This window comes from Micromonospora sp. NPDC049114 (genome assembly GCF_040648635.1).
GTDB lineage: Bacteria > Actinomycetota > Actinomycetes > Mycobacteriales > Micromonosporaceae > Micromonospora.
The window spans coordinates 1-6,525 of the sequence record NZ_JBEZEA010000030.1; the positions used below are offsets into that span (position 1 = coordinate 1).

General features: G+C 70.7%; 6 protein-coding genes. 5 read left to right on the top strand and 1 reads right to left on the bottom strand.

Annotation, left to right across the window (positions count from 1 at the left end):
- The 5 genes from AB0B39_RS32885 to AB0B39_RS32905 all read left to right on the top strand — a co-directional run.
- Positions 1–1,727 (top strand): ATP-binding protein (locus AB0B39_RS32885; RefSeq protein ID WP_357576218.1); only part of this gene is annotated, 1,727 nt, incomplete at its 5' end.
- Position 1,728: 1 nt separating this feature from the next.
- Positions 1,729–3,681 carry an MFS transporter gene (locus tag AB0B39_RS32890; RefSeq protein WP_357576219.1) on the top strand — a complete coding sequence of 651 codons (1,953 nt, stop codon included), beginning with the start codon at positions 1,729–1,731 and terminating at the stop codon, positions 3,679–3,681.
- Positions 3,678–4,235: a hypothetical protein gene (locus AB0B39_RS32895; RefSeq protein ID WP_357498169.1), complete on the top strand. Its 558-nt coding sequence runs from the start codon at positions 3,678–3,680 to the stop codon at positions 4,233–4,235. The genes AB0B39_RS32890 and AB0B39_RS32895 overlap by 4 nt, the downstream gene beginning before the upstream one ends.
- Complete coding sequence (locus AB0B39_RS32900) at positions 4,232–5,407, top strand: M23 family metallopeptidase (RefSeq protein WP_357498167.1); 1,176 nt, start codon at positions 4,232–4,234, stop codon at positions 5,405–5,407. The genes AB0B39_RS32895 and AB0B39_RS32900 overlap by 4 nt, the downstream gene beginning before the upstream one ends.
- A gap of 13 nt (positions 5,408–5,420) precedes the next feature.
- Entirely contained in the window at positions 5,421–6,020 is a 600-nt protein-coding gene (locus tag AB0B39_RS32905) for a hypothetical protein (RefSeq protein ID WP_357498164.1), read from the top strand.
- Here AB0B39_RS32905 and AB0B39_RS32910 read toward each other — a convergent pair.
- The coding region (locus tag AB0B39_RS32910) for a hypothetical protein (protein ID WP_357576220.1) at positions 6,021–6,525 on the bottom strand (505 nt) is incomplete at its 5' end.

Sequence of the window (6,525 nt, forward strand, 5' to 3'; positions counted from 1 at the left end):
CCCGGGTCGACATCCTCGGTTCCGGCGACTCGTTCCGCAATCTCGAACACCGGCTGCGGATGATCCGCTCCCAGCAGCTCGACTACGCCGAGCACGGCATCGACGCACCACCGGAGCTGGAACGCCTCGCCAAGCGGGCGCTGGTGATCGGCGACGAGATGACCACCGGGCTGCCCGTCGACTCGGCCCGCGCCCACGGCTGGCACCGGATCGCGGTCGGCGGCCGGACCAGGGAGGAGTGCCTGGAGCGGGCCCGCCGGCTCATCCAGCTCTACTCCCGGGAGCTGCGCATCTCCCTGCAGCACCCGAAGAACCAGGACTGGCTGGCTCGCGAGTTCATCCCCGGCGAGCCCATCGCCAACACCGGCTACGTCCGCCGGATGCCGGTCCCGCTGCTCGCCGCCGCGCTCCCCCAGGCCGCGTCCACCGTCGGCGACCGCAGGGGCGACCTCATCGGGCGTACCGCCGGCACCTGCCGCCGCCCGGTCTTCCTCGATTTGCACTTCCCCATGGAGGTACGCGAACGCTCCGGGCTCGCGGTCTTCGTGGCCGAACCGGGTGGTGGCAAGTCGACCCTGCTCGGCGCGCTGGGCTATCTCGCCGCCCGCCGAGGGGTCCAGGTGACCCTGCTCGACCCGTCCGGGCCGCTGGCCCGGCTCTGCGCCATGCCCGAGCTGCGGCCGTACTCCCGGGTGTTGAACCTGACCGGTTCGGAGCACGGCACCCTGGCGCCCTACTCGCTCATCCCGACGCCCCTGCGCAGTGAGTTCGCCACCGGTGCCTCCGGTGACCGCGAGTTCGAGATCGCGGTCTCCAACGCCCGGGCCGAGCGGCGCATGCTGGTCCAGGACATCTGCATGATGCTCGTGCCGCCGCAGGTGGCCCGGGAGGCGTCGACCGCCACCCTGTTCCGGCATGCGGTCCGGCAGGTTCCCGCCGAGGAGACGTCCACCCTGGACGACGTCGTGAGCTGCCTCGGGCGGCTCGACGACGACGCCGGCAAGGAGCTGGCCAACCTGCTCCTGGACACCGCGGAAATGCCGCTGGCCATGCTCTTCTTCGGTCGGCCGCCCGAGGGTCTGCTCGGTGCCGACGCAGCACTCACCGTGATCACGATGGCCGGGCTCCGGCTGCCCGACCTCAAGATCGAACGAGAGTACTGGTCGGCCGAGGAGGCCCTCGCCCTGCCGATGCTGCACACCGCGCACCGGCTCGCCGTCCGCCGCTGCTACGGCGGGTCGATGTCGTCCCGCAAGCTCGTCGGCCTCGACGAGGCGCACTTCATGGAGGGCTGGCGGTCGGGCCGGTCGTTCCTGGTCCGGCTCGCCCGGGACTCCCGCAAGTGGAACCTCGCCGCGCTGGTCGCCTCGCAGAACCCCCGAGACATCCTCGGCCTCGACGTGCAGAACCTGGTCTCCACAGTCTTCGTCGGCCGCATCGCCGAGGACGCCGAGATCGCCTCCGAAGCGCTGCGGCTGCTGCGGGTGCCGGTGAACGACGGGTACGAGGCCACCCTGGCCTCGCTCTCCGCCGCCGACACCAACTCGGCCAACCGCCTCGGATTCCGCGAGTTCGTGATGCGCGACGTCGACGGCCGGGTGCAGAAGGTCCGCGTCGACGTCTCGTACGTCGAAGGCCTGCTGGACCACCTCGACACGACGCCCGCCGCGATCGCCGCGGCGGCCGGAGTCCTGCCGAGCATCTCCCTGCCGGATCTGGAGGCGTGACATGGCTGGGCCCCGGGCACGGATCGCGTCGTTCCTGCTCGCGCTCGGCGTGCTGGCCGGGGCCACCCTCAGCTGGCCGCTGCTCGGCGCGGAGGCGGCCGCGGCCGCCCCACCGGTCGCCCAGGCCCGCGCCGACCTCTGCACGACAGCCGAATGGCAGGCGGACTTCCGGGCCTGCGTAGGGAAGCTCCAGGCGGTCAGCGAGGACGAGGTCAAGTGCCGCAACGCGCCGACCCCAGGGACGCCGGACTCCGGCCTCGCCGGCTGGTTCGCCGCCGCGCCGCCGGCTGAGGCGGCGAACGGAGTAGCCGGTCGGTACAGCCTCTACGGATACGCGGGTTACAACTACAACACCTACGACATCGACGGCGGCTGCGCGTCGAGTGTGCTGCATCCGGATTACAAGTTCACCACGACGGTCGCGAACGGCGAATTCATGATCGCCACGTCGATCATCGGTGCCTCGAACGCGCTCAGGGAACGCGCCTGGGATCCCGGCTCGATGTGGGGTTGGGCGGACCCCCTGGTCGAGAAGGCCACCAAGTCCGTCTACGAGAAGGTGTTCAGCGTCTTCGGGATCGTCACGCTGTGCGTGGTGGGGCTCTATCTGCTCTGGCGGTCCCGGCAGTCGGACATGAGTAACGCCATGACCACCGCCGGCTGGGCTCTGTTGGTGATGGTCGCGGTCACCGCGCTCGCCGCATGGCCGGTGAAATCGGCGAACATCGCAGACGGCGCACTCGTCACCAGCCTCGGGGTGGTGCACGACGCGGTGGGCCCGCAAGCGAAAGAACCCGCACCCGGCCGCTGCATCGATCCAGATCGCTGCAAAGACCTCAGAACCCCGGCCGTCCGCGCGAGCGACACCGCTACCGAGACCATGCTCTATCGGAACTGGGTCCGGGGGGTCCTCGGATCGGCGGACAGTGAGACGGCCCGCAAGTACGGTCCGGCACTTTACGACGCGCGATCTCTGACCTGGGGCGAAGCACAGTCCATGCGCGCCAACCCGGCCACCCGGGAGGCGACGATCAAGGCCAAGCAGCAGCAGTGGGCGCGGGTGGCCGAGCAGATTCAGACCGAGGACCCGGAGGCGTACGAGTACCTCCAGGGTGTCCGGGACATGGACCGGGTCGGGGCCGGGTTCATCGCGGTGCTGGCCTCGATCCTGTTCGCCATGTTCGACCTGACCGCGTCGCTACTGGTCCTGCTGGGCTTCCTGATCTTCCGATGGGCAGTGATCGCGGCACCCATCCTGGGCACTGTCGGGTTGCTCCGACCAGCCAGTGCCGGCCTGCGGCGGCTCGCGAACGCCGTGGTCGCCGCTATCTTCAACATCGCCATCTTCGGCACCGGGGCCGCCATCTACCTGTTCGCGGTCGATCTGATCATGAGTACGCCCACGCTGCCCGGCTGGCTCCAGGTGGTGCTGGTGTGGCTGTGCGGAGTGGTCGGCTGGTTGCTGCTGCGGCCGTACCGGCGGATCACCCAGCTCGGCGGCAAGGACAGCAGCGAGGCGGTCAGCTCGGCCGGGTCCTGGCACCGCCGGTTCTTCCGGGACATGCGGACGGCGGCCCGGCTCGACGTGGCCGAGCCCGGGGGGACGATGGAACCGGTGGGCGGACGCCGCCGATCGCCGGTCGCCGAGCAGACCCGACTGCGCCCGGAGGCCCGCCGGGAAGACCCGGCCCCGACGCCGACGCCAACCCCGGTCGGGGGCGTACGCGCCAGCGACGGTCGACCGGACGGTCAGGAACGCGCCGATGAGGCGCCGGCGAAGGAGACCGGCACCCGAGGTCGTCCGGTGCCGCCGCAGCCCCGTCGACGGCAGCCGGCGACGTGGACCGAACCGGACGTACCGTCGGAGAACCCGTCGTTCGTGGTCTACCGGCCGGGCTCCACCGAACGTGTGCCGGACCGCACCGGACCTCGGGTGCGCTCAGAGGCTCGGTGACAGCGATGCGACGGGCCCTGGAATTCCTCTTCACCCGGGCGTTGCGGTCTCGGCTGGGAGTGGCGGTGGTGATCGCGGTACTGGTCTTCGGGGTAATCGGGGCGGCCCGCCTCGCGTCCGGCCCGATGGACCCGGCGGACGGCTTGAGCAGCCGACCGAACCGGCCGATCACCACCGTCGACCCGACGGCCGGTGACGACGGGGTGATCTCCACCGAGGCTCCGCCGTCGCCGGTCACCCGGCCCGGCGCCCGCACGCCGGAGCAGACCGCCGACCGGTTTGCCTCGGCCTGGCTCGGTCGACCCGGCATGACCACCGAACAGTGGCAGGCCGGCCTGCGGCCGTTGTCGACCCCGGCGCTGACCGAGAAGCTGGCCGGCGCCGAGCCCGGTAGTGTGCCGGACGGGGAGGTGACCGGCCCACCATCGGTGCGATCGCGCACCGACACGTTCGTCGAGGTGCTGCTACCGCTCGACACCGGGCGGCTCCGGTTGGAGCTGGTGGTTGCGGACGAGGGTTGGCTGGTCGACGTGATCGACTGGGAGCGACAGTGACCGCCGGCCGAGCGGGCCGCGCTCTTCGCCGCCCGATACGGGTCGGCGTGATCGCCTCGGTGCTCACCGGGGTGTTGCTCCTGCTCTGCTGCACTGGAGGCACCGCGGCGTTCTTTCTCAGCGGTCTCGGCGGCGATGCGGAGAACGGGGACGCCCTGGCCGGCTGGGGCTGCGGACCAGTGCGCCCGGTGGACATTGTCGGCGAGCTGCCCCGGTTCGCCGAGTATGGCGACGCTCAGGTCCGCAACGCGGCGATCATCATCAAGGTCGGCCAGGACATGGGGGTGCCCTCGCGTGGCTGGGTGATCGCCCTGGCCACCGCCATGCAGGAGTCCGCGCTGCGTAATCTGGCGAACACCGGGGTGCCCGCCTCGCTCGCCCTGCCGCACGAGGGCGTCGGCGCGGACCACGACTCGTTGGGTCTGTTCCAGCAGCGGCCGGGATGGGGCTCGGTCGCCGAGCGGATGACTCCCGCGTACACGGCCCGGAAGTTCTACGAAAAGCTCGTGAAGGTGCGCAGCTGGCAGCGCCGACCGCTGACCGTCGTGGCCCAGCAGGTCCAGGTCAGCGCCTATCCGGACGCGTACGCCAAGCACGAGGAGCTGGCCAGCAAGATCGTGGACGCGCTGGCCGGTGGCGCGGCCCGCACCGTCGAGATCAACGGAAAGGCTGTGTGCGATGCGGCCGAGCGCGGCCAGATCGCCGCCTCCGGCTGGACCGCGCCGATCTCCGGTGACGTGGGCTCCGGCTTCCAGACCGCCGACCGACCCAGCCACAACGGCGTCGACATCGGAGCGGGCAAGGGCACCGAGATCCGTGCCGCGGCCGCCGGCCGGGTGCTCGTAGCCCGCTGCGACCCGGACAAGCGCGGACGGCGGAGCTGCGACGTGGACGGGTACCCCGGCAAGGGCGGCTGTGGCTGGTTCGTCGACATCCTGCACGCCGGCGGCTACATCACCCGGTACTGCCACATGGTGGTCCGCCCCCGGGTCACACCCGATCAGATCGTGCCGGCTGGCGAGGTGATCGGGCAGGTGGGCAGCAGCGGTAACTCGTCCGGTCCCCACCTGCACTTCGAGGTGCACCTGCGAAACGACAGGTCCAGCCGGGGCGCGACCGACCCGATTCCGTTCATGCGCGCGCGGGGCGCCCCGCTGCGCGCCGCGGAGTGAGGCTGTCGCGGGCATGACCGGACCGATGCCGGACCCGTTCGCCGACCAGCCCGACTGGGCGCCCCGGCCACCTCGCCCACTGGCCATCGTGCCCGCGACCGGGCGTGTGGAATTACGCGGGCAGCGGGTGCTCGTCGGGCTACCCGGGCTGGGCTGGCGAGGGGACCTGCGCGCGGACGACCGCGTCGTGCAGGGTGCCCGGACCTACGTGCCGGTCATCCCCGAGCACGAGTGGTACCGGGCCGAGGCCGACCAGGTCGAGGTGTTCGCGCCGCTGGTGCCGGTGGAGCGGGTCTGGGTGGAGACGGTCGGTGAACGGCCCGGATCGGACGACACCGGGGACACCGGCATCCGGCTGGTCTCGCTGGACGGGCCGTCCCACCGGTCCCCCACGCCGGTGTTCGAGGCGGACGCGGTCACCGGCCGCCGGGTGGTGCACGTCGAGGGTGGGCTGGAGCACCGGGACATGCGGGCCGTCACCGAGACCTACTCCGGGGCCGAGGGCGACATCTGCGTGCGGATCACGCCCGAAGTCGAGTGGTACCGCTGGGCCTGGCGTGGCCAGTCACCCACCACCCTGGAGGTGCCCGTACATCTGTTGTGGATCGAATGACTACTGGCTGACCCTGCTGCCGGTGCACACACGCCAGCCATCTCTGTCTTGAACATCGAACCGCCAGGTGTCAGCCAGACTTTGCTGAACTCCGTCGATTGATGCGCTACGGCGGATAACAGCGATAACCGAAGCGTCACGTGAACTGACCTTGGAAACGACGACGCCTTCGATGTTGATCGAAAACGATACATCCAGTTCTCGTTCTCGTTGGACTACCTGTGCGCCGAACTCATCCAGCGCCGGAACTGCACCGTCACAGGTGAATTGCTTGGCCCTGTTGACGTCGCGAGACACAAGCGCCGCCTGTAGGTAGTTGACGACAACCACGTCGGGGGCGCTGCGGTCGGGGGCGGCCGCGCGGGTGTACAACACGTACCCCGTCGCCACCGCACCGAGGCAGAGCAGGGCGAGCACCCCACCGACCACGGTGAGGACGGTTCGCAGTCGGCGGCGGCGCGGTTGTGGTGCCGGCGCTGGCGGGGCCGGCGGCAGCTGCTCGGAC

Coding starts and splice junctions, on each gene's coding strand:
- AB0B39_RS32890 (WP_357576219.1), top strand. CDS start 1,729: ATGGCTGGGCCCCGGGCACGGATCGCGTCGTTCCTGCTCGCGCTCGGC.
- AB0B39_RS32905 (WP_357498164.1), top strand. CDS start 5,421: ATGACCGGACCGATGCCGGACCCGTTCGCCGACCAGCCCGACTGGGCG.